The 25,090-nt window shown below is 62.1% G+C and carries 19 protein-coding genes and 2 pseudogenes; 15 read left to right on the top strand and 6 right to left on the bottom strand.

Going from position 1 to position 25,090, the window contains the following annotated elements; genetic code table 11:
• Positions 1-75: 75 nt before the first annotated feature.
• The 9 genes and pseudogenes from CJEIK_RS03690 (at position 76) to CJEIK_RS03650 (ending at position 10,854) form a co-directional block, all read left to right on the top strand.
• Positions 76-2,928 (top strand): type I restriction endonuclease subunit R, encoded by a 2,853-nt coding sequence (locus CJEIK_RS03690; RefSeq protein WP_249024842.1) that lies wholly within the window; start codon positions 76-78, stop codon positions 2,926-2,928.
• Between the two features lie 150 nt (positions 2,929-3,078).
• A pseudogene (locus CJEIK_RS03685) lies at positions 3,079-3,186 on the top strand (hypothetical protein); the annotation flags it as partial.
• Between the two features lie 432 nt (positions 3,187-3,618).
• A pseudogene (locus tag CJEIK_RS03680) lies at positions 3,619-3,794 on the top strand (carboxymuconolactone decarboxylase family protein); the annotation flags it as partial.
• 114 nt (positions 3,795-3,908) lie between these two features.
• Positions 3,909-5,474, top strand: a complete 1,566-nt coding sequence (locus CJEIK_RS03675; RefSeq protein ID WP_005296108.1) for an MFS transporter — start codon at positions 3,909-3,911, stop codon at positions 5,472-5,474.
• Positions 5,475-5,518: 44 nt separating this feature from the next.
• A complete protein-coding gene (locus CJEIK_RS03670) occupies positions 5,519-5,884 on the top strand; it encodes a helix-turn-helix domain-containing protein (RefSeq protein WP_077536292.1) in 366 nt (121 codons plus the stop codon).
• Complete coding sequence (locus CJEIK_RS03665) at positions 5,877-6,674, top strand: ImmA/IrrE family metallo-endopeptidase (RefSeq protein WP_005296112.1); 798 nt, start codon at positions 5,877-5,879, stop codon at positions 6,672-6,674. The genes CJEIK_RS03670 and CJEIK_RS03665 overlap by 8 nt, the downstream gene beginning before the upstream one ends.
• Positions 6,675-7,049: 375 nt before the next feature.
• Positions 7,050-7,688 (top strand): VIT1/CCC1 transporter family protein, encoded by a 639-nt coding sequence (locus CJEIK_RS03660; RefSeq protein WP_005296116.1) that lies wholly within the window; start codon positions 7,050-7,052, stop codon positions 7,686-7,688.
• 194 nt (positions 7,689-7,882) lie between these two features.
• Positions 7,883-8,722, top strand: a complete 840-nt coding sequence (locus tag CJEIK_RS03655) for an ATP-binding cassette domain-containing protein (RefSeq protein WP_005296118.1) — start codon at positions 7,883-7,885, stop codon at positions 8,720-8,722.
• The gene (locus CJEIK_RS03650; RefSeq protein WP_005296120.1) at positions 8,722-10,854 is read left to right on the top strand and encodes a YhgE/Pip domain-containing protein; all 2,133 of its coding nucleotides are present in this window, start codon (positions 8,722-8,724) and stop codon (positions 10,852-10,854) included. Before CJEIK_RS03655 ends, CJEIK_RS03650 begins: the two co-directional genes overlap by 1 nt.
• A gap of 22 nt (positions 10,855-10,876) precedes the next feature.
• On the opposite strand, the gene CJEIK_RS03645 is transcribed toward CJEIK_RS03650, so the two are convergent.
• The 3 genes from CJEIK_RS03645 to CJEIK_RS03635 all read right to left on the bottom strand — a co-directional run bounded on the left by CJEIK_RS03645 (position 10,877) and on the right by CJEIK_RS03635 (position 13,875).
• Positions 10,877-11,488, bottom strand: coding sequence for a DUF421 domain-containing protein (locus CJEIK_RS03645; RefSeq protein WP_005296122.1), 612 nt, complete (start codon positions 11,486-11,488; stop codon positions 10,877-10,879).
• A 104-nt stretch (positions 11,489-11,592) separates the two neighbouring features.
• Entirely contained in the window at positions 11,593-12,837 is a 1,245-nt protein-coding gene (locus CJEIK_RS03640; RefSeq protein WP_034965210.1) for a YkvI family membrane protein, read from the bottom strand.
• 174 nt (positions 12,838-13,011) lie between these two features.
• Positions 13,012-13,875, bottom strand: coding sequence for a fructosamine kinase family protein (locus CJEIK_RS03635; protein WP_005296127.1), 864 nt, complete (start codon positions 13,873-13,875; stop codon positions 13,012-13,014).
• 130 nt (positions 13,876-14,005) lie between these two features.
• On the opposite strand from CJEIK_RS03635, the gene CJEIK_RS03630 reads away from it, so the two are divergent.
• The 5 genes from CJEIK_RS03630 to CJEIK_RS03610 all read left to right on the top strand — a co-directional run bounded on the left by CJEIK_RS03630 (position 14,006) and on the right by CJEIK_RS03610 (position 18,356).
• Positions 14,006-14,482: a cupin domain-containing protein gene (locus tag CJEIK_RS03630; RefSeq protein ID WP_005296130.1), complete on the top strand. Its 477-nt coding sequence runs from the start codon at positions 14,006-14,008 to the stop codon at positions 14,480-14,482.
• A 551-nt stretch (positions 14,483-15,033) separates the two neighbouring features.
• The gene (gene bioB, locus CJEIK_RS03625) at positions 15,034-16,071 is read left to right on the top strand and encodes a biotin synthase BioB (RefSeq protein ID WP_005296132.1); all 1,038 of its coding nucleotides are present in this window, start codon (positions 15,034-15,036) and stop codon (positions 16,069-16,071) included.
• A gap of 19 nt (positions 16,072-16,090) precedes the next feature.
• A complete protein-coding gene (gene bsaP, locus CJEIK_RS03620) occupies positions 16,091-16,366 on the top strand; it encodes a biotin synthase auxiliary protein BsaP (RefSeq protein ID WP_005296135.1) in 276 nt (91 codons plus the stop codon).
• Between the two features lie 145 nt (positions 16,367-16,511).
• On the top strand, positions 16,512-17,024 hold the full coding sequence (locus CJEIK_RS03615) for an SRPBCC family protein (RefSeq protein WP_005296138.1): 513 nt from the start codon (positions 16,512-16,514) through the stop codon (positions 17,022-17,024).
• Between the two features lie 15 nt (positions 17,025-17,039).
• Positions 17,040-18,356 (top strand): glycosyltransferase 87 family protein, encoded by a 1,317-nt coding sequence (locus tag CJEIK_RS03610; protein WP_005296139.1) that lies wholly within the window; start codon positions 17,040-17,042, stop codon positions 18,354-18,356.
• A 10-nt stretch (positions 18,357-18,366) separates the two neighbouring features.
• Here the strand turns inward: CJEIK_RS03610 and CJEIK_RS03605 are convergent, their stop codons facing one another.
• The gene (locus CJEIK_RS03605) at positions 18,367-19,665 is read right to left on the bottom strand and encodes an MFS transporter (RefSeq protein WP_005296141.1); all 1,299 of its coding nucleotides are present in this window, start codon (positions 19,663-19,665) and stop codon (positions 18,367-18,369) included.
• Positions 19,666-19,708: 43 nt separating this feature from the next.
• Here CJEIK_RS03605 and CJEIK_RS03600 point away from each other — a divergent pair, with 43 nt between their 5' ends.
• Positions 19,709-20,497, top strand: a complete 789-nt coding sequence (locus CJEIK_RS03600; RefSeq protein WP_005296143.1) for a sortase family protein — start codon at positions 19,709-19,711, stop codon at positions 20,495-20,497.
• A gap of 55 nt (positions 20,498-20,552) precedes the next feature.
• On the opposite strand, the gene CJEIK_RS03595 is transcribed toward CJEIK_RS03600, so the two are convergent.
• Positions 20,553-23,621, bottom strand: a complete 3,069-nt coding sequence (locus CJEIK_RS03595; protein WP_034965212.1) for a bifunctional [glutamine synthetase] adenylyltransferase/[glutamine synthetase]-adenylyl-L-tyrosine phosphorylase — start codon at positions 23,619-23,621, stop codon at positions 20,553-20,555.
• Positions 23,622-23,713: 92 nt separating this feature from the next.
• A complete protein-coding gene (locus tag CJEIK_RS03590; protein ID WP_034965301.1) occupies positions 23,714-25,051 on the bottom strand; it encodes a glutamine synthetase family protein in 1,338 nt (445 codons plus the stop codon).
• Between the last annotated feature and the right edge of the window lie 39 nt (positions 25,052-25,090).

Genomic DNA, 25,090 nt, shown 5'->3' with positions numbered 1-25,090 from the left:
CCCTCGGATCTTGATCTGTATGAGTCGCGAAACCCTGCTGGCTATGATCGGGTCTTAGGCCTGTATCCACAAGATTTGCTTGACTTCGTACGGGATACGCAGCCGCAGCAGTGGGAGCGTTTGGAGCGCATCCACGGGGCGAAGGCTGGCGAGAAGTTCTGCAAGCGGGTGGCCCGCGAGCTCGACAAGCGCGGCGTCGTGGAGGTGCTGCGTCGCGGAGTGGAAGATCTTGGTGCGCGCTTCAAACTGGTGTTCTTTGCTCCAGGTTCGGATTTGAACGAGCTGTTAGCGGAGAAGTATTGGGCAAACCGGATGACAGTGGTGCGCCAGCTGCGCTACTCAACGACGAACGACAACTCTGTGGATACGGTGCTGTTTGTCAACGGCATACCTGTCGTCACACTGGAGTTGAAAAACCAACTTACTGGGCAGACTTACCGGAACGCAATTGCCCAGTACAAGAGTTCCCGCCCAGCCAGCGAGGTACTGTTTGGGTTGAACCGGCGTACGGTGGTGCATTTCGCGGTCGATACAGACGAGGCGTGGATGACCACCAAGCTCGCTGGTATGGACACGGTCTTCTTGCCATTCAACCGTGGTTTCGAGAATGGCGCGGGTAATCCACCGGTGGCAGGTAAGTACAAGACGTCTTATCTGTGGGAAGAGGTGCTGGCCAAGGATTCCTTGCTCGACATTCTTCATCGTTTCGTCCAGTTCATTCCGCATGCCAGTGACCGGCGCAAGGATAAGGTGATCTTTCCGCGCTTTCACCAGCTCGACGCTGTCCGTACGCTCGTGGCCGACGCGAAGGCTGATGGTGCGGGGAAGAACTATTTGGTGCAGCATTCGGCTGGCTCGGGTAAGTCGAACACGATCGCTTGGCTAGCGCATCATTTGTCGAACCTGCATGATGACCAGCAGCGTGCGGTGTTTGATTCGATCATCGTGATCACTGACCGGCGTGTGTTGGATAAGCAGTTGCAGGACACGATTTACGCGATGGATCACACCGCTGGCGTGGTGGTCAAGGTCGACAAGAACGCCAGCCAACTTACAGAGGCTCTGGCCGATGGCGCGAAGATCATCATTTCCACTTTGCAGAAGTTCCCGTTTGTTGACGTGAGCAATGCGGCGACGGCTGGTAAGCGCTTCGCCGTCATCGTTGATGAGGCGCACTCGTCACAGACAGGCGAGGCGTCGGAGAAGCTCAAGCAAGTGCTCGCAGACACCGCCACTGCTGGCAAGGAGTCCGAGGAAGACATACTTGAGCGCTACGCGGCTGCCGAAGCCCAGGTGGAGGCCGAGCAGCTAGAGATCGATGAACAGATCGCCGAGGAACTACGCACGCAGGGCCGTCAGAAAAACCTTTCGTTCTTTGCGTTTACCGCGACTCCGAAGCAGAAAACGCTCGAAATCTTCGGTACCCCGGCCCCCGATGCCACCCCAGTTCCGTTCCACGTGTATTCAATGCGTCAAGCAATCGAAGAGGGCTTTATCCTTGATGTGCTGAAAAACTACACCACGTACCAAACCTATTACCGGGTTGGGAAAACTACGGCGGACGACCCTGAGTACTCCACCAAACAAGCCAACAAGGCGCTCGGCAAATATCTTAGTCTGCATCCATACAATCTACGGCAGAAGGCCGAGATCATCATTGAGCACTTCCGCGCCAACGTCGCTCACAAAATTGGCGGCGAGGCCAAGGCCATGCTGGTGACAGGTTCACGCCTGCATGCCGTGCGCTACTACTTCGCCTTCCGCGACTACATCACACAGATGGGCTACGCAGACCTTGGCGTGCTCGTGGCATTCTCAGGTACGGTCGAAGACCAAGGCGCAGAATACACTGAAGAACGCCTCAACCAGATCCCCGAAGCGGAGTTGCCGGAGGAGTTCGCCACCGGCGAGTACCAGCTGCTACTCGTGGCCGAGAAATATCAGACGGGTTTCGATCAGCCTCTGTTACACACCATGTATGTAGACAAGAAGCTCCACGGGGTCAAAGCGGTGCAGACCTTGTCACGGATCAACCGCATTCATCCGGGCAAGACCGACACGTTCGTGCTCGACTTCGTTAACACCGCCGAGGAGATCCAAAAGTCGTTCCAGGACTACTACATTTCCACCAGCATCACCGAGGAGACTGACCCGAATATCGTCTACGACCTCTATCACTTCCTCGCCTCTTACCATTTGTGGACGGACAAGGAGATAGAGGGCTTTACCAAAGTATTCTTCACCGAATCGAAGAAGCAAACGAACCTCGACTTCAGCCGACTCAATGCCTACCTCGACCCCGCCGTCGCACGGTTTGACGAACTCGAGAACGAGGACAAGCTCGAAGTGCGGGCAAAGATGAACAAGTTCAACCGCAACTACGACTTCCTGACGCACATCGTCCGCTTCGACGACGAGCGACTCCACCGCTTCGCCGCATACGCTAAGTTGCTGGTGCGCAAGCTCTACGTTGAGGGAGACCCCGCCCCACATCTGGAAGACGAGGTCGCTCTACAGTACTACCGTCTCCAGCAAGTCTACGAAGGCTCCATCGACCTGGCCGATGAGCAAGGGCGACTGGCGAACAGCCCCGCCACCGGCGGCGCTAGCAAGGACGAGAAGGACAACCTGTCTAACATCATCTCCAAGCTCAACGACCGCTGGGGGACCGAATTCACCCACATGGACAAGGTTATCGAGCAGCTTACCGAAGACATGGTCGAAGACGCCGAAGTCAAGTCGCGTGCCCACAACTCACTTGACATGTTCTCCATCGTCTACGACGAACGCATCCAAGACATCGTGCTGGATCGGATGAACCAGAACCAAGACTTCGCCATCAACTATCTGTCGGATCCACAGTTTAAGGCCGATGTAGACCGGATTCTCCTCCCGCTGATTCACTCACGCCTCAACCAAAGAGGCTGATAGCCGCCCCGCCTGTAGACCCCAGCAACACATCGTCGGGTGGACCTGCTTAAAACCACGCCATTCACAGGTTGGCGCGTTTGCCAACACGGTAGGAGGGACTAGAGAGACAACTTCGAATTCGGAGAATTCACTGCCAAACGCCGCAAGCAGCACCAACACACCATGAAGCAGTTCGCTGACATGGTCGGAGTGACTGCTCCCTGCCTGAGCGGCATCGAGAAGGGACGTCGCGCGGCAGCTGAAGGCGTTTGGTGATGGGATTGAGAACCGAAACGCCCGATTTTTCCTTGAGCAAGGGGCCTTTCTCGATGCCGCGAGGCTCGGCCTAAAAGCGAAATACGACGCGAAGATTCGCGAGTATCAAGCAAAGGAAGCTACCGCGAACAAATAAGCCCGCAAAGCCTCTGGCGCTGCTGAAGAGCTAAAACTCAAGAAGGAAACCCGGCAATGGCGCCGCAAAGCTGATGATGCTGAGTATGAATACCGCAGCACACGAAATCAGCTGCGCAATGAGTCCGATCATCTTCTAGACAGCGCACAGGAAGCGCTCCAGGCGAAGCAGCCGCGGGATGTTCTGTTCACCATAAATTGGGAGGTTACGTGATCCTGCGTACTGTGCTGAAACGGGGCCAGGCCTAAGCCACCCCGCCGAAAAGAGCACCCGCGCCCTAGGGTAAGCGCCAGCCCCTGGCCGCCATGGGTGGCGTGGAACCGCAGCTCACCGGCCACATCAAGACCGCCGTGGACGTCGCAGGCGTGAGCCCCGAAGAGGTCGCCGAGTGCTTCGTGCACCCCAAACCCTATATCGGCGTGCCGAAGACCCTGGCCGCGATGCGCTACTGAAGGCCGCACTAGAGGGGTAGGAGCACTCACCACCCCACCCCAATGGAATAAGGTCACCCTAAGTAGCGCTATGCTCCTTGAGAACGATAAACCGCACAAGCGACTAGGTGATTCTAAGGAGAGCACACACCACGGTGGCTGAGAAGGACACGCACGCAGAAGGCGCACGCCAGCACCCGCAGCAACAGAACACTCCGCAACCCGGCGCGTCGGAGGCCACGATCCACTCCCCCGGCACCTATCCCCCGGGTGAGGACCCGCGCCGCTGGAAAGTTCTGGGCGTCATCCTCACGACGATCTTCATGTCGCTGATCAGCGTGTCCATCATCAACGTCGCCCTGCCCTCCATCCAGCAGGGGCTGGGCGCCAGCGAATCGGACATCCAGTGGGCACTCTCCGGCTACACGCTGACCTTCGGCGTGGTCCTCGTTGCCGCGGGGCGTGCCGGCGATCTGCTCGGCCGGGGCGGGATGTACCTCATCGGCTTGACGATCTACACCCTGTCGGCCATCACCGCGGGCTTCGCCCCCACAGCGGAAGCCCTAAACGTCACCCGCTTCATCCAGGGCGTGGGCGCGGGCCTGCTCAACCCGCAGGCCGTGGGCATGATCCAGCAGTTCTTCCGCGGCAAGGAGCGCGGCCGGACCTTCGGCTGGTTCGGCACCGTAGTGGGCGTAGCCGTGGCCATTGGACCCGTCCTGGGTGGCTTCCTCATTCGCGTCGGCGGCCCGGAGCACGGCTGGCGCTGGACGTTCCTCGTCAATGTTCCCTTCGGCCTGCTGGCCTTCGTCCTCGCACTGCTGTGGTTCCCGCGCCCGCTGATGGGCCGGGTTAAGGATCCCGTCACCGGCCGTAATGTGGGCGTCATCCGCGCGGTGCGCAGCCTCGACCCCTTCGGCTCCCTCGTACTTGGCTTGGCCGTCCTGGCCTTCCTCTTCCCGTTCGTGGAATCCTCCGGCAGCGCGCGCACCTTCCTGCTCCTGCCCGTCGCCGTCGCCCTTCTGGCCGGATGGTTGGCGTGGGAGCGCCATGTGAAGAAGTCGAAGCCCTTCGACCCGATGGTGGACATGCAGATCTTCCGCTTCCCCAGCTTCCGCCTGGGCACCATGCTGGCGGGAGTGTACTTCATGGGCATAACCAGCATTTGGGTGCTCGTGGCCCTGTACTTCCAAAACGGCCTGGGTTACAGCGCGCTCGTCGCCGGTAGCGTTGGCATTCCTGCCGCAATCAGCAGCTCTTTCGCCGCTAACTGGGCTGGCAAGCGGGTCGCCGACCGGGGCCGCAGAGTTGTGATCGACGGCATCACTGTGGCGCTGACCGGCATCGTGCTGACCATCCTCGCCCTTGTGCTGCACCACGTTACGGGCCTTTCGGAGTGGTGGATGGTCCTCACCCTCTTCCTCGTCGGCACCGGCCAGGGCGCGGTTATCGGCCCGAACCAAACTCTCACGCTCGCGGACGTGCCCCTCAACTACGCGGGCAGCTCTGGCGCGGTCTCGCAGACTGCACAACGCATCGGTACTGCCATGGGGCTTGCACTGATCACCGCGATCGTCTTCGCCAGCTCGCGCGCCATCAACTGGACTCTCGGCACCGCCATCGGCTTCGGCACCATCGGTTCGCTCATGGCCGTCGCCCTCGTCATGGCGCTCTCTACGACAATCGCCTGCGCGCCCGCCGAGCCGCCCGTTAGGTATTGACGCCACCAGGCCTTTACAACCATGGGATTCCGCCCTAAACTTAGGTGAATCAGTTAAGAGGGGAAGTGATTCAGGTGGTGCCAGAAGATTTTGGAACACGTCTGAGGACTCTAAGAGAGCTGCGAGGTTTGTCGACCCGTGAACTCTCACGAGAGCTTGAGGGAGTGATTTCCCAATCTGGGATCTCACGCATGGAGAATGGGGCGAAACAACCAACGGTGAGCGATCTGGTGGCCCTAAGCTGGGTGTTTGGAGTCAGCCTGAATGAGCTAACGGACGAAATTCCACTTTCTAAGCGCGCTCAGTGGGCTGCGCGTTCTTCAAAGAAGATCGACATCTCTGAAGTAAAAGGCGATCTGATGCCGTACCTCGAGCTCCGAAACACCCTGGACGAGGTGTTAGATGCCTAGTGCGTTCTCCTATGAGCAAAATGCCTCCCCAACCAGGCAAGGCAAAAGCCTCGCTGAACAATTTCGGCACTTTTACGAGCTTGGAGACGATCCCATCGATCGCATCGAATCGTTTACCGAGCACGTAAATGCTGACCTGCTCATTCGCCCTCTCCCAACGGACGTTGAAGCAATCTCCGTCAAGGATCCACAAACGGGCAACATCGTCATCGGCGTAGGAACAAGCACCTCTCCTTATCGGCAACGTTTCACTGTAGCCCACGAGGTCGGACACATCCTGGCTGACGATATTGACCGATCTTCCGAGGTACCTCAATGCGAGCCAAACAGCCCTTCGGAGACTCGAGCCAATTCGTTTGCCCGCAACGTACTCTGCCCCTTGGATGGGGTGAAGAAGATCGCTCAAAACCTCTCTCCCGCAGCCCCCGAAACACTCTCCAAGATCATTCAACACTTCCGCGTCTCCCCTTCGGTAGCTGCCATCCAGCTGAAAGAGGCTGGATTGATTAGCGAGGAAGTCTGCAACGAATTATCTGAAGAATGGTCCGCTCCTAAATTGGCTTCCCACTACGGCTGGCGGGAGCAATACAATGCGGATGCGCTAGTTTCAGACCAGCCACGACCATCTCCGCGCCTGGTTGCCGACGCAACCAAGGGCTATCGCAAGGGCGTCGTATCTTCTTCCGCAGTCGCACTAGCCCGTGGCATTTCCTCAGAGCAGGTGAAACAAGAACTAGATACAGCACCCGCGGAACCACAACCGACGGACTCCACCCCTTTACATCCCTGAAGCAGTGGCATCAGAACGGCCGAGGGCAGGAGATGGCACGGAAGCGCCAAGTTCGTTCGTTCAACTCTGAGGATGTTTTGCTCCGCGCGCTTCAGATGAAGAAGCTTCGGACAAAGTCCGAAGTACGAAAGATCTGGGAGCAGCTCTCCGAGTTCGACACCCACGTACATTTCTCAAACACAAAACTATCTAACCCAAAAATCTACCGCGATCCTTAGTTCCCCAACCCCAGCCTCACCTAACAAAAGGCACCCTGACCTGCGTAAAGGTAGCCTTTCAATGCTTGCGGAAGGTTTCAAACCCGGCGATACTCGAGTCATGAGCACTTCAGTATCTTGCCCCTGCGATCGCTACTACGACGGCAGCTGCACTGCCGTGGCTACATGTGAACGCGGGATTATCACCATCCCGACGGCTGAAGTGACCGCGCACGCAGAGGTTCCGCCAGCCACTCAGGCCGAACACACGCCGACCGCTCCAGCCGAATACCCCGAGCTCGCTGAGCCCGCCGACGTCGATGACAACCACGGCGAGAGCCTCAACCGCCTCCGCGCGGCCGTCCTCGGCGCGAACGACGGCATCGTCTCCACCGCCGCGGTCCTCGTCGGCGTGGCTGGCGCGACCAGCAACCCGCAGACCATCGCCATGTCCGGCCTGGCCGCCGTCATAGGCGGTGCCGTATCCATGGCGCTCGGCGAGTACGTCTCCGTCTCCTCGCAGCGCGATTCCGAGCGCGCCATGGGCATGAGCCAACTGGTGAACCCGTGGTCGGCGGGCATCGCATCTTTTATTTCCTTTATCTTGGGTGCCGCTCTGCCGTTTGCCGCCGCCCTGTTCGCCCCCGTCGCCGTAATCTTCGGCGTGACCTTCGTAGCCTTGGCGCTCACTGGCGCTCTGTCGGCTCACCTAAGTAATGTACCGAAGACCCGCGCGGTGCTGCGCATCGTTATCGGTGGCATGGCGGCCCTGGCGGTCACCTTCGCTGTCGGCTCCGTATTCGGAGCGGCGATATAGCCCACCTCCTTCCCCAATAGCGCTACAGCTTCCCGGCTAAATTCCTTGTAGATTCGGGTGCTGTAGCGCTATTTTGCCGCGCCACCGCAGCACACCGCGAAGGAAATTGACGAAATCGTCAAAATCTACAAAAATGTCCAGGGTGTCTGTTGAAATAGACCGAGCTTCCCTACCCACAGAAATCAGGTAAAGCCATGTCTTCCCTAGCAGTAGAAGCCCAGGATCTCGAGCTTAAAGGTGACGAGGGCCGAGTGTTCGGCCCTCTTTCTTTCGCTATCCCCAACCAGGGTCTAACCAACCTGCTTGGCAAGGGTGGCTCCGGCCGCACGGCCCTAGCTCTAGTTCTTTCTGGCCGGATGAAACCCACCGGCGGCTCGCTGAGCGTGCTCGGCGAATCCAAGCCAAAGGCGATCCGCTCCCGCGTAGCCATCGCGGGCGTGGAGCAGATCGACCTGCTGGAGCGTTCCGTCACGGTCCAGGACGTGCTCACCGAGTCTTTGTCCTGGTCGAAGCCGTGGTTCATGCCGGTGCGCAAGGCCTCCCAGGAGGACTTGGAGCGCTTCTGCAGTCACGTTTACGGCGACCGCGACCTGCCTCCGCTGGATGCCTACATCTCCCAGCTGGACAACCTGGACAAGATTATGCTGCGCATCAGCCTTGCCCTGTCGCCCGCCGACAACAAGCCCGTCGAGCTGCTGATCATGGACGACATCGAGCAGGTGCACGAGAACGACGACCGTGCAATTCTGTTGCAGGTGCTAGAGCGCCTATCGCAGGACATTCCTGTGATCGTGAACTCGTCGAACCCCATTGTCGGACCTGTGGCGCCACACAAGGTTATTGAAATTGACGCCAACGCTGGCCACGCGCACCCGATTCATACGGGACTGCGCGAATACCCTGACCCGGCCGAAGTCGAAGCAGACCAATACGACCCAAACCAGTACGACCCAGAACTAGACGACCCAGAACTCGATGATCTGGATCTCCCCGAAAACCACAACACCACCGCAGAGCAGAAGGAGAACCGTTAATGCTTGCCGGTTTCAAACTCAACAGCGAAATCCGTAGTTTCAAGCGCAACCGGCTCACCCGAGCCGCACTTGTCATCCTTGTGCTTATGCCGCTGCTGTACTCCGCCCTGTACCTCTGGGCATTCTGGAACCCCTTCGGGAACCTGAACAGCCTGCCTGTCGCACTTGTTAACAGTGACAAGGGAACCAACGTTGAGGGCGAGGAACTGCGCGCCGGCGACGAGGTGATTCAGGGACTAAGGGACAACGACCAGATCAGCTGGATCGAAACGGATGCCGAAGATGCCCGCAAGGGCGTGGAATCCGGTCGGTATTACTTCTCCCTCGAGTTGCCGGAGAATTTCTCCGAAGCCGTGGCCTCCCCCACCTCCGATAACCCGGAGAAGGCCAACCTCATCAGCACTTACAACGACGCCAACGGTTTCCTATCGACCATGATCGGCCAGAACGTCATGCGTGAGGTCATCAGCGTGGTGGGCGACAAGATCAGTGCCGAAGCGGTGGACAAGGTCCTCGTCGGCGTCGTTGATGCCGGCTCCGGCATGCAGAAGGCTGCGATCGGCGCCGGCAAGCTGGCCGACGGCACCGCCGAACTGAAGGACGGGTCTATCCAATTGGACGACGGCGCCAACAAGCTCGCCGACGGCCTGGCCACCGCCAAGGACGGTTCCGGCAAGCTGCGCAAGGGCGCAACCGATCTGGATGACGGACTCGTCCAACTCCACGACGGTTCAGGGAAACTAGCCGACGGTACTGACGAGCTCGCCACGAAGGTGAACGCTGCGGCTGACAAGCTCAACGGCAAGGCCGGAAAGCTCAATCAGCTGGAAGATGGCGTCAATAAACTCGGCGACGGAGCAAGCCAGGTCAACGACGGAGTGCAGCAGCTCAACACCAAACTCGGCGGCGTGACCAAGGCCCAGGGCGACCACGCGGCTAACCTGCGTGGGCTCTCCCGCGACCTGCGCGGCACCGGCGTGCCCGCCGCCATCACCGCAGCCGACGAGCTGGACAAGGTCGCCTTCGCCCTGGAAACGCAGGGCCTCGGCCCGAAGTCGCAGAACGCATCGGATCTGAAGCGCCTGGCTGACGGCAGCGCACAGCTGTCCTACCAGCTCAACGACCCGAATGCGCCGCTGCGACACGGCGTGACCGAGCTGAAGGGCCTGCCGGGCCAGTTCAAACAGCTGCAGGACGGCGTGAACAAGCTCAACGACGGCGCGCAGACGCTGGATGAAAAGATGGGCGAAGCCTCCGACGGCGCAGGCAAGCTGAAGGACGGCGTGATCAAGCTGGACGACGGCAACACCAAGCTCAAAGACGGTGCGGACAAGCTCACCGAGGGCACCGGCAAGGCCAAGGATGGCACCGCCAAGTTGGACGATGGCGCCTCCGAACTCCACACCAAGCTCTCCGACGGCGCCAAGCAAGTTCCGAAGTGGAATGATGGCCAGCGCCTGGCCACTGCCTCCACCATCGGCGGGCCGGTGGACCTGAAGAGCGACAACGATTCCGGCAACCACACCTTCGGCGCCGGCATGGCACCGTTCTTCTTCAGCATGGCGCTGTTCATCGGCGGCATCATGGTCTACGTGATGATCAAGCCGCTGCAGGCCCGTACCGTCAACTCTGGTGTGCACTCCTGGCGTGCGGCACTCTCCGGCTTCCTGCCGACCGGCCTACTCGCCATCGGCCAGGCAGCCGTCGTGGTCGGCGTGACCGTCTGGGGCGTGGGCATGGACGTCGATAACCTGCCGGGTCTATTCCTCTTCGCAGCCCTCGTGGCGATGGTGTGGATGCTGATGAACCAAATGTTCATCGCGTTCCTCGGCCCCGGACCAGGCCGCGTGACAGCCCTAGCGGTGCTCATGTTGATGATCGTCGCCTCGGGAGGCCTCTATCCAGTCGAGACACAAAACAAGTTCTTCCAATTCCTGCATCCGTTCGACCCAATGACGTACACGGTCAACGGCTTCAGACAGTTGATCTACGGCTTCTACGACGAACGCCTACCGATCGCAGTGGGAGTACTCTTCCTCGTCGGCCTCGGCTGCTTCCTGGTCACCACGCTATCGGCCCGCAGCCAGCAAACCTGGACCATGAAGCGACTGCACCCGGTGCTGAACGCTTAAGGTTCGGTGGGACGAGGGGGCGTCACAAAACCTTCTCGGCGCCCTCGACCCCCAGCAACAAATCCGGGTCGATCTTCTGCCCCGCACGCAGGGTAGAGATCGACCCGTTGGATTCCAGAATCATGCACGCGACCTCGCTAAAGTCGCGTACCCCCGCCTTGCGCGCGGCCGTAGCGATCGCGGTCTCGGTGATGTGGTTGCGCTGCAGAGTCCCCTCCAACACCTCGCCATGGGCGATCAACACCGTCGGCGGCGGGTTGATGGTGCGGCGCAAGGCCACGACGTCCTGTACGGCGCCGAAGAGAGCCTCCATGCCCATGAGGGTGAGCAGGCCGATCACGCCCGCGGCCAGTGACGGCGGGTGGCCCAGAACAGTACGGCCCGCCACTGCGCCAAACATGAAAATAACGACAGCATCGAAGCCGCCCAGCGGGCTGAGGATGCGTTGCCCGAACAGCCGCACTGCCACCAGGAACGTCAGGTAGATACCGACGGCGGCGACCATGACCACCGGGATGCGCCACAGATCAATGCCGAGCTGTTCCTTCAGCACCGGCCCCCACCCCTGCGGCGGGGTGAAATCCGCCGCGCTTATCGCAACCGTCGTGAGTGATTCATGCATCCCGCCAAACATGGATACTCATTGTACGCCCAGGTAGATGGCACGGCGCACCGGGCGCGTGGTGCGCGGGTGTGCAGTGCGGGCGCGTGGTGCGTAGTGCGGGCGCGCAGGGTGCACTACTTTTCGAGCTCCTCGTCCGGGATCTCGCTCTTCACCTCATCGGTGATGGTCTTGTGCAGCTCCTTGTCCTCGATGTTGGATTCGCCGACCAGCTTGCGCATCTCCTGGCGATCCTCGTCGGTGTACTCCTCATCGTCGTGCTCGCGGGCGTGGGCGAGCTCGTGGATGCGGTCGCGGCGCTTAGACTCTGCGAAGATGCGGGCACGAGAGCGGAGCCACCAGGCGATCATCACGATGATCATCACCAGGCCGATGTAGCCGATGACCGGGTAGACATAGGTCATGAGGGTATCGAAGCCCACGAAGCTGATGCCGTAACCAATGAGCGTCACCACGACAAACACCGGGCGGAAGGACTTGTCGGTGCTGGCGGTCAGACGCTTACCCAGCGCGTAGAACATGCCGATCGCAGTGTTGAAGATCATGAAGAAGATGATGATCGCCATGATCACGCCCAGCACCGGGCTGATGTCGTCCATCATCGCCAGCATCGGCACATCGCTGCCCTGGACGGTCTCGATGTTCAGATACAGGGTGATCGCGGCGATGATCAGCATGACGGTGTACAGCACACCACCCATCAGGCCGCCGAGACCGGCCTCCTTCGGGGAGGCGTAGTTACCGCCAATCACCAGGGACATGGAAACACCCAGCAGCAGCGCCAGGCCGTTGTAGTTCAGGGCGGAGACGAACCACGGGGAAACCGGCGACTCTTCCGCCATCGCGATCTCGCTCAGGTGCGAAGTGTCGGAGGGCATGTTGATCATCGTGTACACGAAGGCGAAGACCACGGCGATGATGATCAGCGGGGTCAGCGCGCCGATGACCTGGCTGACCTTCTCCACGTCCAGCATTCCGGCGGCCAGCACCACGCCCGTCATTAGCAGCGCGCCCGCCCAGGCGGGGAGGCCGAACTGTTGCTCCAGGTTGGAGCCCGCGCCGGCGAGCATCACGAAACCGACGGCGAACAGGGTGATCGTCACGGAGACATCCAAGAACCGCGAGACGATGGGGTGCGCGACGTTGCGGAACACCATGCGGTGCTCGTCAGCCAGGAAGTAGCTGCCGACCTGCAGGATCACGCTACCGGCGAGGGTCATGACGATGCCGGCCAGCACCGCACCCCAAATGCCGTTGAGGCCAAAGGAAATGAAGTATTGGATCACTTCTTGGCCGGTGGCGAAGCCCGCGCCGACGGTCAACCCGACGAAGGCCATGGCGATAGAGAATGTTCTCTTCACGCTGAAGAAACTCCTTCACGAAAAATTAGAAAAGCAAATTATGCGATTTTGTCCGAACTATGACTGTACTCTGTCGGCTTCCCTACAGCACTTCCGCTGGCGGTGGCGACACCTAGCTCGCACCCAGCAGCTCCGGCGCGTCACAACTCGCGCGCCACGCGCCCCGCCCGCACGTCACAACTCGCGCACCACGCGCCCTGCGCCCGCGACGGCCTCCCCGACATAACCGCCGCCGAACACCGCCGCGTGCAGCCACAGCAGGTGCTGTTGGTGCAGATCCACGCTCTGCGCACCCGTCCCCCATCCATCCACGTACGGGCTGGCCTCGAAATACGCGCCCTCGATACTGCTCAGGTGCGGCGCGCCGAAGAGCCGCAGCGCCGCCAGGTCCGCGCGCGGATGGCCGCCATGCGCGCTCGGGTCGATGAGGATTGCTCCTTCTTTACTTCTTGACGCCACCTTCCCCCACAGCACATTTCCCGCCCACAGGTCACCGTGGATGCGGGCCGGGGGTGTGCTATCGTCCAGCTGCCCGGCGCGCAGAGCCTCCAGCAGCCGGGTGACCTCGGCGGGAATATCCGCGCCAGCGCTCGCGGTTCCGGCTGCCGCACCTCCAGCGCTCGCACTTTTGGCGCTCGCGGTTCCGGCTGCCGAGGCGCCTCCACCGAATACCCGCGCAACCAGCGGAGACAAGCACACGTCCGCGTAGAACTCTCCCCAGCTTTCGAAAGGTTTCAGAGGCAGCTCCAAGAGGTTGTCGTTGGGGCCTTGGAATCCGGACTCCCCCGTCGGCGAGAACCCGAAATGGGGCGCCCTCGCGGCATGCGTGGCCGCCAGCTTTCGGCCGAAATCCTCGGCCATGGCGCGTGTGGGCGTCATCGGCTCTACCCGATCGATCCCCAACCCACGAGCATCGTGCTCGTGAACAGAAACAACCGGGGCGCCACCCGGGGCTTCGGCGAGCCAGCGCAGGCCCGCGACCTCCCAAGCCCCAGGGCGGCCGGGGTTAGCTTTCCAATAAATGTCAGAAGTAGCCATGCCCCCAGTGTTACAGCGTTACGGCTTCGGCGTTACAGCATTGCGGTGGCGGCAGGCTGGCGAGCGCCTGAAGGCCCAGGAAAATCGGCCTACACTGGGAAGTGAAGGATGTCGAACCGGAAGGAGCATCATGAAGATCGTAGACAACGGACCAGAGGCCAATGTCTTTGACCTTGAAACTGCCACCCGAGAGAACACGAACTACCGCACGACCGCATGGACGGGCAAGTACCTGCAGGTGACCCTCATGTCCATCGCCCCCGGCGATTCCATTGGCCTGGAGGTTCACCACGATACCGACCAGTTCCTGCGCCTAGACGCAGGTGTTGGCAAGTGCATCATGGGGCCTGACAAGGACAACATGACCATCCAGCAGGAAGTTTCCGACGGCTGGGCTGTGCAGGTTCCGGCTGGTGTGTGGCACGACATCATCAACACCGGTGACGAGCCGATGCAGGTGTACGCGGTCTACGCACCGAGCCACCACGCCAAGGGCATCGTCCAGGAGACGGCCGAGCAGGCAGAGCAGGACGAGGAGTCCGGCAAGGACGTTCCGCCGGAGTGGACCGTTCAGCCTCCGAAGCAGCAGGCCGACGAGCACGCCTAGAACTGGGCTGAGCCGGCAACAGTGGCACCCCTACGCGGGGCGCCACTTTTCTTTTGCCCTGCACCGTGTGGCATCCACCGTGCCACTTTCACCGTGCGACCTACACCTGGCGGCATGCGCCACGCAGCCTCCGCCGCATGACATCCACCGCATAGCCTCCACAGCGCCGGAACCGCCCACGCCACTCACGCCACATGCACCCCTGATGCCCCACAGGCTCCACGGTCGCGAGCGGGCTACAGTGCCAATGTCCCAAATCTTCCACTTTCGCCAAAAAGCACACTTGCAGCCCAATAGTCATAATTGCCTGACCTGCACAAATAGATTAGTTATAAAAACAGAGTGGAAGATTTGGGACATCCCCCCCTGGCGCCACGCGCCCATACCCCCGAACCACACGCCCAACCCCGGTATGTCACACGTCGCGATCTCGGTACGTTAGCATGTGAAACTAAACAGCGTTCAAGACTGGCGTCAAGCCTAACGCTCAAGACTGATACGCCCCCATAACTTGCACGAGAAGTTTCACAAGAGCTTTGAGGAGACTGACGATGACTACCGCTGAGACGAAGCAGCCCACCGGAACCCCAGCAACCCCAGAAATCCTGAACCTCGCCCGCACGAAGGTGCTGGAAAACGGCGAGCCCCTGAACTACGAGGAAACCCTCCAGGTTCTGCAGCTCGGCGACGAGCACCTGGACGAGCTACTGGAGCTGGCCCACCAGGTCCGCCTGAAGTGGTGCGGCGATGCCGTGGAGATGGAAGGCATTATTTCCCTGCAGACCGGCGGCTGCCCCGAGGACTGCCACTTCTGCGCTCAGTCGGGCCTGTTCGAGTCCCCGGTTCGCTCCATCCAGCTGGACATCGCCCAGCTGATCGAGGCCGCAAAGCAGACCGCGAAGACCGGCGCCACGGAGTTCTGCATCGTCGCCGCCGTGAAGGGCCCCGACGAGGACCTGATGAACCAGATGGCCAAGGCCATCGCCGCCATCCAGGCGGAGGTCGACATCAACATTGCGGCTTCCATCGGCATCCTCACCCAGGAGCAGGTCGATCGCCTAAAGGAGCTCGGCGTGCACCGCTACAACCACAACCTGGAGACCTGCAAGAGCTACTTCCCGGAGGTTGTCACCACCCACACCTGGGAGGAGCGCACCTCCACCCTGGAGATGGTCCGCGACGCGGGCATGGAGGTCTGCTGTGGCGGCATTGTCGGCATGGGCGAGACCGTCGAGCAGCGCGCGGAGTTCGCCATCGACCTGCAAAACCTCGATCCCACGGAGGTTCCACTGAACTTCTTCGACCCCCGCCCGGGCACTCCTTTCGCGGACCTCGAGCCCATGCCGGTCAACGATGCCCTGCGCACCATCGGCGCGTTCCGCCTGGCTCTCCCCCGCCAGCTGCTGCGCTTCGCGGGAGGCCGCGAGCTGACCTTGGGCGACCTGGGCGCGGAGAAGGGTCTGTTGGGAGGCATCAACGCCGTCATTGTGGGCAACTACCTGACCACGCTGGGCCGCCCCGCCGAGCGCGACGTGGATATGCTCGGCAAGCTGCAGCTGCCGATCAAGGCTCTGAACGCGACCCTGTAGGCACACCGTGACATCCTCGATGCCTCTAAGCGAACTCACCGCCCTGTTTGTCTTGGGCGGTACCCCTTTATATGACGCCCATACGGGCCAGCCACTCGACACTTCAGACGAAACCTTGCGCGTCGGCCGCGGGGCACTTGCGCAGGCGAGTCGCGGGGCGCTGGCGGGTTTGGAGCCACCGCGTTTCTGCCCGCTGTGCGGGCGCCGGATGAAGGTGCAGGTGAATCCGATGGGTTGGACGGCGGAGTGCTCCCGGCATGGCGATGTGGATTCTTCAATTGTGGTGGATGCGTAGCTTGCAGCACGTAGTGTGGAACCACCGCTAGTTGCGGCGACAAAACTTCCCCTAGTAAGACGTTCCCCTGACAAGACTGACAGGACGATTCCCTGACGGGACGTCCCACCGACAAGGCGTTCCCCCGACGAAAGGCACTACAACCATGGCAGCTCCGGAGATTTCCGCCAGCATCACCGTCAACGCACCCACCAGCAAGGTCTGGCAGCGGGTTACCGACCTGTCAGCGATGGGTGACCGCAGCCCGCAGTGCAAGAAGATGATCCTGCTGCCGCGTCGCAAGAGCCGCACAGCCAACGCAGTCGGTACGGGTAGCGCGGCCGTCCCAGCCCCAGGCACCGTTACCATCAATTTCAACCGCCAGGGCCTGCTCTGGTGGCCCACCTGGGCGGTCGTCACAGAGGTCGTGCCGGAGAAGGTCTTCGAGTTCAAAATCCCTTTGAATGGCACGCGCTGGCGCTTCGAGCTCACCCCCGCCGCCGACGGCGCTCAGACGGTTCTCACGGAGAAGCGCCTGGCTCCCGGTGGCAAGACCTCCCTGATCTCCCGTGTGCTGGTCGCGGTCGTCCTCGGCGGGGAGGAAAAGTTCGAGGCTAGCCTGCAGGAAGGAATCCAGCAGACCATCCGTGCGCTTGCTAGGGAAGCTGAAAATTTTTAGGTACAGTTCACTCTCGTGAGTGATCAGACCAACGTAACTACCGCCACTTGGCCCCGTTCTAGAATCATCGCAGCCTGGGTAGCGGCGAATGCGGTTATCGTTGGAATCCTGATCTTCTGGCCCTTCGCCAAGGGTGACCCGATGTATTACTTCCGTAATTCCTTGGGCAAGCCCACGCATCCCAGCCATGGCGCGCTGCCGCTATCCGAGTATCCGGATGCTGGCCTGTGGCCCGTCCGCGCGATCATCCAAGTATGCGGGGATCACGCCCATGTTTTCCTCACCCTGTTCTCTGGGTTCCTCATTGCCCTCAGCACGGCATTCTTCTTCTACCTGCTGAATCACAGCCACCGCGCCGCACTCTTCTGGACTGCCTTCACCGCCGCCGCGGGGCCTATCGTGTACTCCCGTCTGGATCTCATCCCCGGCCTGCTGGTTGCTGCGACCGCGGCTGCTCTATTCACCCACCCGAAGGTCGCCTCCGCGCTGCTGGGGTTTGCAGCGATGTCGAAGCTGTGGCCTGCCGCGCTGGCCGCCGGGCTGGTGGATCGGTGGAATCGCTCCGCTACCTGGGCTCGCCTGGCCACGTTCGGCGGAACCCTCGTGGTTGTCGGCGCGATTACGGCGCTGACCTCCGGCTGGGATCGCCTGGTCTCCCCGCTGACCTACCAGGACGTCCGTGGCCTGCAGATCGAGTCGATCCTCGCCACTCCCCTGATCGTCGCGGCTGCGTTCTTCCCCGGCCATTGGCACATCGATAAGGCCCCGTCGAAGAGTTTCGAGATCTTCGGCCCGGGCGTGGATCAACTGGTCACGGCCAGCAGCGTGTTGATGGCGTGCACAATGTTGTTCGGCCTGGGCTGGGCCTTGTGGCACTTTCTTGGTGACGCCTGGTCTCCCCGCAGTACCGCCCTGTTCTTCCTGACTATGGTGCTGCTGCTGATCGTCTCCAACAAGGTGTTCTCCCCGCAGTACGTCGTATGGTTCGGCCCGGTGTTGGCAGTCCTGTTGGCAAAGCAGCCAGGCGATATGCCCAGCACCCCCGCGCGTGCCGAAACACATGGCGAGTCTGACGTACTGCGCAAGCTCGCGTGGCTCAGCGTGCTCGCGGCAGGCCTGACCACGGTGGTGTTCCCCTTTACCTATAACCTGCTGTTCGAAGGTCCCCACTGGTTCGCAGCCCTCGTGCTTACCGCCCGGAACATCCTGATGGTTTACATCACTTACCTGGCGCTAAAGCTGACTATCCACGCCGGCCTCAAGTCGCACCCCTTGAAGAAGCGGGAGGCTGAGGGCGTCACAAAGAAAGAACGTCTTAAGGAAAAAGCCTGAGGAAAAGGGCTTAAGAGTAACGGCGCACGTTGCGATCGCGCGTGAGCCACATTCCGCAGAAACCGCAGGCCCATACGGTAGCCACCGCGATCCAGGCCATGCCGAAGTCCGCCCAGTCGTAGTTGCCGTCCGGGGCGCGCAGGTTCAGCAGCACGCCGACGGCCTGGGCTCCGATCATTCCCGCGATCCAGCCACCCATATTCGCCAGGCCTGTGCCGGTGGCGACGAAGCGGCGGTCCACCTTCTCGCGCACGGAGTCGAAGCCCAAGTTCGCGACCGGACCGGTGAAGCCCATGACGATGTTCATCAGGCACGCGGCCCACAGCACTCCCGTCGGTGCGGAGGTGAAGAACCACAGCCAGCCCAGCCAGCCGGTGATGGAGAAGACCATCACAATCTGCATGCGGCGGTTGTAGAAGCGCGCGGACAGCAGGCCCACGATCGGGCCGACCGCCACGGAGGCCAGCGTGCCCAGCGAGAGCGCCAGCCCGGCCTGGTCGGCGGGCAGGCCGAGTCCGAGGGTCATGATCGGCAGACCCCACAGCAGGGTGAACACCACCAGCGCGCCCAGGCCCGTCCAGTGGACGAAGAAGCCGTGCCAGCAAACGCGGTTGGTCAACACATTGGTCAGGATCTTCTTGACGCCCAGGCGCTCGGCAGGCTCAGTAGGCCCAGTAGACCCGGCGGGCTTGCCGTGCGCCGCCGACTCCAGCTCTGCCTCAGGCTCCGGCGAGTCCTTCACCAGCACGCCCGCAGCCAGTGCCAATAGCGCGCCGACCGCGCCGAGGCTCACGAAGCCGGTCTGCCAGCTGGTCGCGTGCAACAAACTCAGGAATGGCACGGCGGATAGGAACTGGCCAAACTGCCCCACCGCGCCCGTAAGCTGCCCCAGCAGCGGCGCGTGGCGCAGCGGAATCCACGCGGGGATCAGGCGCATCACGGACAGGAAGGCCGTCGCATCGCCCGCGCCGATCAGCATGCGGGCGAAAATGGCCACCGGATAACTCGTGGTGAAAGCCAACGTGACCTGCCCCAACGCCATGACGAAAGCACCGGCGACCATCAGCTTGCGCGGCCCGAAGCGGTCCACCAGCAGGCCCACTGGAATCTGCGCAAAGGCGTACACCGCCAGCTGCAGCGAGGTGAATACCGCCAACTGAGCGGCGTTAATGTGGAAGCGATCGATCGCATCCACACTGGCCACTCCGAAGGAGGTGCGTCCCGTAACCGCCAGGGTGTAGCACAGCACCCCGGCTCCCCACACGATGAGCGCGCGAGCGCTGAGTTTGTCTTTATCCTTAGCAGTCACTCACCTCACGCTACTCCGTGGGTTATGGATAGACTTATTCACCATGAGCTTTACCCGCCCCTTCACTAATCGCCGCCGCGTTCTGGCCGCCGTTGTGGCCCTGCTGGTAGTTATCGCGCTGGTGATCTGGGCCGTTCTGGGTTTTTCTGGTGAGGACGCCCCCTCGGCCTCCAATACCACCAACTCCAGCGAGGGCTCGCCCAGCTCCGATACCTCGGGCTCCGCGAAGCCCAGCGAGAAGAAGCTGAAGAAGGACAGCAAGCGGGAGGACGAGGATGACCCCTCGGTGGTTCCGGGGCCGGTCGAGGGAACCGGGTCTTTCAGCATGGATGGCCCCGCGCCGGTGCAGGGTGCGACGTACGCCTCGATGCCCTACGCCCTGCCGCTGAACCCGGCGGGGCCGCAAAACACCATGGTGCGCTGGGTCGACGGCTGGGGCGTTTCGCCGAAGGATGCGGAGAAGGGCACGATGTACGTCCTGGGGCATGCGTGGGGTGCGGCTCCGCTGGTGTTCAACCCCTTGAGTGAAGCGGTGACTGCGGATGTGAACCTGAATGCCCCGCCAAAAAACGTGAACGGCACGGATGGCAAGCCGGTGAAGCGCTACACCTCTGACGTCTTGAACGGCGCGCGCATCAAGATGCGCGACGGCGCGAACCACCAGAAGACCTGGAAGGTCACCCGCAGCTGGCTGGTGGATAAGAACGAGGCCATCGTGGACCCGGACATTATGAATGACAAGCGTCCGGGACGGATCGTGTTGATCGCCTGCTCGGTCTCCGGAAATAACGACCTCGGCTACAACGTGATCGTCGAGGGCGAGCTAGTCTAGCCCGCTGACGGCGAGCGGCTCCGCCGGCTGGCTACACGCGGCTCCGGCCGCGGGGCTAGCCGCCGTAATCGATGCCGACGTCCTCGCCCCAGAACACCCGGTCCACCACCCGGTGGGCCTTGCGGGTCTTCTTCAGGTAGTCGTCCAGGAACTCCTGGGCCTGCTCCGGCGGCCAGTGGGCAGCAGCCGCGACGTGGCGCAGCTGGTCGCCGTGACTGGGCAGCTGATCCTTCCGCTTGCCCTTGACCAGCACAATCGCGTTGCGGGCGATGGTGGCGGTAATCCAGGCATCGCGCAGAATCTCAGCGTCGGATTCGGCGATGTACTCGCCGCTGGCCAGCTCGCGCAGGGTCTCCAGGGTGGAGGTATTACGCAGATTATCTGCATCGTCACCGTGCTGCATCGTGAGCAGCTGCACGGTCCACTCCACATCCGTCAGGGCGCCACGCCCCAGCTTGGTGTGGGTCTTGCGGTCCGCGCCGCGCGGCAGGCGCTCGGAATCCACGCGCGCTTTCATTCGGCGAACTTCCTGGACAACCTTGTCATCCACCCCTCCCGGCGGGTAGCGGAAGTCGTCGATCATGCGTAGGAACTCGATGCCGAGGTCCTTGTCACCTGCGATCCAGGTGGCGCGCAGCAGGGCCTGCATCTCCCACGTCTCGCCCCACTCCTTGTAGTAGCGGCGATAGGAATCCAGCGTGCGGACGACCGGGCCGTTGCGCCCCTCCGGGCGCAGGTCAATGTCCACGTCCAGGGGCGGATCCTGGCTGGGCCTACCCAGGCGCGTTCGCACCGAGTCGCAAATGCTGGTGGCCCACTTCAGCGCCTCTGATTCGTCCGCGCCTTCGACAGGCTGGGCGACAAACATCACGTCGGCGTCAGAACCATACCCGAGCTCCGCACCGCCCAACCGTCCCATGCCGATAACGGTGATGCGCGCCGGCGCGTTGGCCACATTCTCGTCCTCCCAGAAACGAATCTCGGCGCGCAGGGCGGCCTCGAGCACCGCGTCCCACACCCAGGACAGGGAAACGCAGACCTGCTCCACGTCCATGAAGCCCAGCAGGTCGGCTGCGGCGATGCGGGCCAGCTCCGCGCGGCGCAGCGAACGGGCGACAGCGATGGCCTTGTCCGGGTGGCGGTGGCGCCCGGCAGCTGCGACCAGGGAGTGGGTGACGACCTGCGGCTCGCGTTCCAGGAATTTCGGGCCGGTAGCGCCGTCGGAAAGGATCTTCACCGAGTCCACGGAATTCAGGAACAGCTCGGCAACATAAGGCGAGGTGCCCAGGATGTGCATGAGGCGCTTGCCCACGATGTTCTCGTCGCGCAGCAGGCGCAAAAACCAGCTGTAGTCGTGCGCGGCCTCCGAGAGCTTGCGGTAGTTCAACAGGCCAGCGTCCGGGTCGACCGTATCCCCCAGCCATTCCAGCAGCGTGGGCAGGATGATGGCCTGCAGCTTGGCCTTGCGGCTGCTGCCCGCGGCCAGGGCGCTTAGGTGCTCGAAGGCGCGATCCGGGTAGGCGTAGCCCAGGGCGGCCAGCTGGCGCTTCGCGGCCTCCGGCGATAGGCGGATCGTGTCGGCCTGCATCGCCGCCACAGAGGTCAGTAGCGGGCGGTAGAACAGCTTCGAGTGCAGCTGGCTGATCTCCAGGCTCACGCGCTTAACGTCCGCCGCCAGCTGCTCGTCCATGCTCTTCGTGCCCTGCGGGCGGCAACCAGAGGTACGCCCCAGCCACACGCGGGCGGCCTTTTCTTCCTTCGGCGGCAGAGTGTGCGTGCGCTTGAGCCGCTGCAGCTGCAGGCGGTGCTCCAGCAGGCGCATGAAGGCGTAGTTGTCCTGCAAGTTTTGGCAGTCCGCGCGGCCGATATAGCCGCCCTCGGCCAGGGCGCGCAGCGAGGCGACAGTGGAGCGAGTACGAAGCGATTCATCCGTGCGCCCGTGCACCATCTGCAGCAGCTGGACGGCGAACTCGATGTCGCGCAATCCCCCGGGGCCGAGTTTCAGCTCGCGGGCGCGGAGATCGTCTGGAATGTTCTCGATCACCCGGCGGCGCATGGCCTGCACGTCCTGCACGAAGTCCTCGCGCTCAGCGGCCGACCATACCTTCGCTGCCAACGCGGCGACGTACTCCTGCCCCAGCGCCAAGTCGCCGGTCATGGGGCGCGCCTTCAGCTGCGCTTGGAACTCCCAGGTTTCGGCCCAGCGGTTGTAGTACTTCACGTGCGATTCCAGGGTGCGCACCAGGGCACCACTCTTGCCTTCGGGTCGCAGGGCCGCGTCTACCTCAAAGAACACGCGACTGCCGATGTTAATGAACTCGCCCGCCCAGCGTGTGGCCTTCGGGTCGGCGGGTTCGGCGACGAAGATGACGTCCACGTCGGAGATATAGTTCAGCTCCTGCGCGCCGCACTTGCCCATGGCCAGAACTGCAAGGCGGGCGGGCTGCTCCTCCTGCTCGTACACCTGCGCACACGCCACGGCCAGGGCGGCGGTCAGCGCGGCGTCCGCAGCGTCAGAAAGTCGGCGGGAGACCAGCTCGAACTCGACGGGCTCCGCCGGCTCTTCGCCGCGCTGCACGAAGGTGCCCGCCACGTCGACGGCAGCGATGCGCGCGAGGATGGTGCGGTAGGTGCGGCGCATTGCGTCGTCTGCCTCTGGCCCTGTGACGCCCGCCCGAAAAACCCGTTCACCCGCGCCATCAACGGGGGTTGCCGAAACGCTGCCGAGCATGAGCTCCATCATTTCCTCGGCCGACGGCATGCCTTCTTCGAGCTGCTTCCACTCCGCCGGGTTAGCGACGATGTGGTCGCCCAGCATCGACGACGCGCCAAACAGGCTGAGCAGGCGGACGGCGAACTGGCGGGATTCGTTGATGCGCGCCAGCAGCGCGGCACTGGTGCCTGCAGCGTCCGCAGCATCCGCACGGTCGAGCGCCTCCACCAGGCGGATCAGATTATTGAGCGCCAGGTCCGGATCGCCCGTCGAGGCAAGTATCCACATCTGCTCCGCGTGCTCGGCATCCACCCAGCCGAGCTGCTCAAGGTCCTCCTGCGCCTTGGGGTGAGTCAGGCCCAGGGTGCGGGCGGTTGGCACGGAGGAACGCGAACTGCGGGGGCGGGTCATGGGGTGAAAGTGCTCCTGGAACTCTAGGAAGTAGTGGGAGGGGTGGAGGTAGCGGAAGGGGTGGAAATGCGGGGAAGCAGCAGACTAGGCGGCTAGAAGGACAGGTTGTTCCGCAGCTCCCACGGCGTGATCTGCGACTGGTACTCGTACCACTCGCGCCACTTGTTGCGCAGGAAGAACTCAAAGACGTGCTCGCCGAGGGCATCGGCAACCAGCTCGGAACGCTCCATCTCCCGCAGGGCGCTGTTCAGGTCCGAGGGCAGATCCTTGTAACCTGCGGCGATGCGCTCGCGGCGGGTCATGCGGGAGACATCCTCCTCCGCCGGGTTCGGCAGCTCGTAGCCCTCCTCGATGCCCTTCAAACCTGCGGCCAGCAGCACCGAATAAGCCAGGTAGGGGTTGCAGGCGCTATCCGGCGAGCGGACCTCCACGCGGCGGGAAGCCGCCTTGTTCTGCGTGTACATCGGCAGGCGCACCATCGCGGAGCGGTTCGACGCACCCCACGCCGCCGCACGCGGAGCCTCATCGCCGGAGGTAATGCGCTTATAGGAGTTCACCCACTGGTTCGTCACCGCCGTGATCTCCGGGGCGTGCTCCAGAATGCCCGCGATGAAGGACTTCGCGGTGCCCGACAGGCGCAGCTCATCATCCGGGTCGTGGAAAGCGTTACTCTCCCCCTCAAACAGGGACATGTGCGTGTGCATCGCCGAACCCGCGTGCTCATGGAAAGGCTTAGGCATAAACGTCGCGGCCACCCCGTTGCGGCGGGCGACCTGCTTAATCAGGTAGCGGAAGGTCATCACGTTATCCGCCATCGTCAGGGCGTCGGCGTAGCGCAGGTCGATCTCCTGCTGCCCCGGCGCGTTCTCGTGGTGAGAGAACTCCACCGAAATCCCCATGTGCTCCAGCGCGCTAATCGCGTGAGCGCGGAAGGCAGGCGCGTCGTCGGTGACCGCCTGGTCGAAGTATCCCCCGTTATCCGTCGGCACCGGCGGATAGCCCTCCGTCTCTAATTCCTTGACCAGGAAGAACTCGATCTCCGGGTGCACATAGCAGCTGAACCCCTGGTCCGCCGCGGCCTTCATCTGGCGGCGCAGCACCTGGCGCGGATCCGCCCACGAAGGGGTGCCATCCGGCATCGCAATGTCGCAGAACATACGCGCCGACAAAGCTCCATCATCCGACTTAAACGGGAAGATCTGGAACGTCGACGGGTCCGGCTGCGCAATCGTGTCCGACTCTGCGATGCGGGAGAAGCCCTCGATCGCCGAGCCGTCGAAGCCAATGCCCTCCTGGAAAGCCCCCTCTAGTTCCGCTGGCACCACCGCCACGGACTTGAGGTACCCCTGGATATCCGTGAACCAAAGGCGAACGAAGCGGATGTCGCGTTCTTCCAGCGTGCGCAGAACATATTCCTGTTGGCGATTCATGTCCCCCATTGTAGAAGTTCCCTGCCCGGCTGCGCCCCC

The sequence above is a fragment of the Corynebacterium jeikeium genome (genome assembly GCF_028609885.1).
Classification (GTDB): Bacteria; Actinomycetota; Actinomycetes; order Mycobacteriales; family Mycobacteriaceae; genus Corynebacterium; species Corynebacterium jeikeium.
The sequence above is the reverse complement of the archived record's forward strand: the minus strand, read 5'-3'. Positions and strand labels throughout refer to the sequence as shown.

Coding starts and splice junctions, on each gene's coding strand:
- CJEIK_RS03630 (WP_005296130.1), top strand. CDS start 14,006: ATGAAGATCGTAGACAACGGACCAGAGGCCAATGTCTTTGACCTTGAA.
- bsaP (WP_005296135.1), top strand. CDS start 16,091: ATGCCTCTAAGCGAACTCACCGCCCTGTTTGTCTTGGGCGGTACCCCT.
- CJEIK_RS03665 (WP_005296112.1), top strand. CDS start 5,877: ATGCCTAGTGCGTTCTCCTATGAGCAAAATGCCTCCCCAACCAGGCAA.
- CJEIK_RS03635 (WP_005296127.1), bottom strand. CDS start 13,875: ATGGCTACTTCTGACATTTATTGGAAAGCTAACCCCGGCCGCCCTGGG.
- CJEIK_RS03645 (WP_005296122.1), bottom strand. CDS start 11,488: ATGTTTGGCGGGATGCATGAATCACTCACGACGGTTGCGATAAGCGCG.
- bioB (WP_005296132.1), top strand. CDS start 15,034: ATGACTACCGCTGAGACGAAGCAGCCCACCGGAACCCCAGCAACCCCA.
- CJEIK_RS03590 (WP_034965301.1), bottom strand. CDS start 25,051: ATGAATCGCCAACAGGAATATGTTCTGCGCACGCTGGAAGAACGCGAC.
- CJEIK_RS03595 (WP_034965212.1), bottom strand. CDS start 23,621: ATGACCCGCCCCCGCAGTTCGCGTTCCTCCGTGCCAACCGCCCGCACC.
- CJEIK_RS03600 (WP_005296143.1), top strand. CDS start 19,709: ATGAGCTTTACCCGCCCCTTCACTAATCGCCGCCGCGTTCTGGCCGCC.
- CJEIK_RS03650 (WP_005296120.1), top strand. CDS start 8,722: ATGCTTGCCGGTTTCAAACTCAACAGCGAAATCCGTAGTTTCAAGCGC.
- CJEIK_RS03655 (WP_005296118.1), top strand. CDS start 7,883: ATGTCTTCCCTAGCAGTAGAAGCCCAGGATCTCGAGCTTAAAGGTGAC.
- CJEIK_RS03615 (WP_005296138.1), top strand. CDS start 16,512: ATGGCAGCTCCGGAGATTTCCGCCAGCATCACCGTCAACGCACCCACC.